General features: G+C 65.6%; 2 protein-coding genes. Both read right to left on the reverse strand.

Annotation, left to right across the window (positions count from 1 at the left end; translation table 11 throughout):
• Window positions 1-2099, reverse strand: a 2099-nt coding sequence (locus tag M5B96_RS32195) for a condensation domain-containing protein (protein WP_248801178.1), incomplete at its 3' end; no start/stop codon positions are given.
• A partial coding sequence (locus tag M5B96_RS32200) for a phosphopantetheine-binding protein (protein ID WP_318654868.1) occupies window positions 2096-2810 on the reverse strand: 715 nt, incomplete at its 5' end. The genes M5B96_RS32195 and M5B96_RS32200, both read right to left, overlap by 4 nt.

Below are 2810 nucleotides of genomic sequence, written 5' to 3' on the forward strand. Positions count from 1 at the left end.
GGCACCTGCGGATTCCGGACGGATTCGTCCTGCCAGGTGCCCTGGTCGAGATTGATCACCGGCACCGAAACGCCCGCCAACAGACTCTGGGTAGCCGCTTGCGCCAAGACCGCCGCCGGAGCACTGTCCCGCAACATATAGGCAATCCGCTCCGCCGGGTAAGCCGGGTCCAGCGGCACATAACCGCCACCGGCCTTGAGAATCGCCAGCAGACCAACCACCATCTCAGCCCCGCGTTCAACGCAGATCCCCACCCGCGAATCCGGCTGCACACCCTGCTTGCGCAAGGCATGAGCCAGGCGGTTGGCCTGTTCATTGAGTTCTCGATAACTCAGGCGTTTGCCAGCATGGACCACCGCCAAGGCCTCCGGCGTACGCGCCACCTGCGCTTCGAACAACCCGTGAATGGTCTGTTCCAGCGGATAATCCAGCGCCGTGTCGTTGAACCCCACCAGTAACTGCTGGCGCTCATCGTCCGGCAGGATCGACAGGCTGTTGAGCCCCGAGGTCGACGCTTGCTCCAGGGCCTGGACCAACTGCTCCAACGCCGTCTGCATATACCCGCAGACCCGCTGCGCGCCGATACCGGCAACAGCCTGCACATTCAGGCTGAAACCTTCACCCAGGTCATCTAGGGACAGGATCAGCGGATAGTTGGTGCGCTCCTCGCCACCCAACACCTCGATCCCTTCCCACAACTGCACCGCCTCTCCCGTCACCGCCTCGGCCGAACTGTGCCGGTAGTTGAGCAAGGTGCTGAACAACGGCGTCGGCGCGGCCACGCCGCTGCAACGCTGGGCCAGGGACAACGAGGCGTGCTCGTGCCCGAGCAGCGCGGTGAGCCGCGCATGGGTCGCCCTGACCCCGGCGCGCACATCCTGCTCGCCCACGGCCACCCGTAGCGGCAAGGTATTGATAAACATCCCCAGGGCCCGGCGAACCCCTTCGCCGCCGCGCATCCGCCCCAGCAGCACGGTACCGAACACCACATCGTCGCGTCCGCACAGGCGCCCCAGTACCTGGGCCCAGGCCAGGTGATGCAGGCTCGCCGCGCTCACCCCCTGCTGCCGGGCCTGGGCACGCAGGCGCCGGCTCAGCTCGGCGGGCAAGGCTCGGGTCGCTTCTTCGACACCATGGCCGTCGCCGCGCACATCCTGAATACCGAACGGCAGGGTCGGCTCATCGACGTCGCCGAGCATCTCGCGGAAAAACGCCTCGTGCTGTCGGCTACTGACGCCGAGCCGGGCCTGGGCCACATAGTTGCGGTAAGGCACTGGCTCGCCCAGGGTCTGAGCCTGCCCGTACAGGTAGGCATGGATTTCCTGCTGCACCACTTCCAGGGCCGCGTGGTCGATCGCAATGTGATGGAACAGCAGCATCGCCACCCAGCGCTGGTTGGCCGCATCGTGGGCGAAGGCCAGGCGCAACAACGGCGCCTGGCTGATATCGAGACGGTAGTGTCGCGGGTCGAAGCGTTGCTGCAGTTGCTCGGCAGCCGCGCCGGCGGCGGGGTCGATGTCGATCTCGGTGAGGACCAGCCGTGCCTGGCGCCAGACCACCTGCACCGGTTCGTCCAGGCCTTGCCAGACCACGCTGGTGCGCAGGATGTCATGGCGGTCGATGACCTGCTGCAAGGCCGTGCTGAACTCGTTGAAACGGGCGCGGCTGGCAATCGCGAACTGCGCCTGCAGGACGTAGGGATCGCCCTGCCCGGCGGCAATATGGTGATAGAGAATGCCTTCCTGCAACGGCGCCAGCGGGTAGATGTCCTGCACATTGCCGACGCCGCCCGGGACCGTGGCGACAATCTGCTCGATGGTCGCCTGGTCGAGCCGGACCAGAGGCAGCATGTCCGGGGTAATGCGCGCGCAGCCGAGAGGGATCGCCCGGGGCGGAATCGCCACCTCGCCGGTCTTGCCAGCGGAATACTCGCCGGCATTGATCAGCTCGATCAACGCCGCCTTGTGCTCGCGCAGCATCGCCAGCACGGCGGGTTCGGTGAGGGACTGTCGCCTGCCGCTGACAACCAGTTGGTCGCCCTTGACGGCAAGTTGCACATCTTTCTCTTTCAGTACTGCCAACAGTTCGATCACGCTCACAGAACAATCTCCATTCTTTCCGTCGTTGCCGCGTATTCCGAGAGGGTGGGGTGTTCGAACAGGGTCCTGACATCGGCTTCCAGGCCTTCCTGGCGCATGCGTTCCATCAGGCTCACGGCGAGCAGCGAATGGCCGCCCAGTTCGAAGAAGTGGTCATGCCGACCGACCTGCGCGATACCCAGCAAGGTTTGCCAGATCTCGGCGATCAGGGTTTCGGTCTCGCCTTGCGGGGCTTCATAGCCGCGACTGATCAGCGCGCCGCCGTCCGGGGCCGGCAGGGCCTTGCGGTCGAGCTTGCCGTTGGGGGTCAGCGGCATGGCCTCAAGCAGCACGTAGGCCACCGGGACCATATAGGCCGGCAGTTGCCCCAGCAGCCAGCCGCGCAGGCTGTCGATCGGCGGCTCGCTATCCGTGGACTGGACGGTGTAATAGGCCACCAGGCGCTTGTCGCCCGGCACGTCTTCACGGGCCGTGACCACGGCTTCGTGGACGGCCGGGTGCTTGGCCAGGCGGGCGTCGATTTCGCCCAGTTCGATACGGAAGCCACGGATCTTCACCTGGTCGTCGTTACGGCCCAGGTATTCGATATTGCCGTCCGGCAGATAGCGACCGAGGTCGCCGGTGCGGTACATCCGGGCATTCGGCGTGGTTGCGAACGGGTCCTGAAGGAAGCGTTCGGCGGTCAGGTCGTCGCGGTTCAGGTAACCCCGC

Origin of the sequence: Pseudomonas sp. MWU13-2105, from assembly GCF_023242315.1 — a bacterium.
GTDB lineage: Bacteria > Pseudomonadota > Gammaproteobacteria > Pseudomonadales > Pseudomonadaceae > Aquipseudomonas.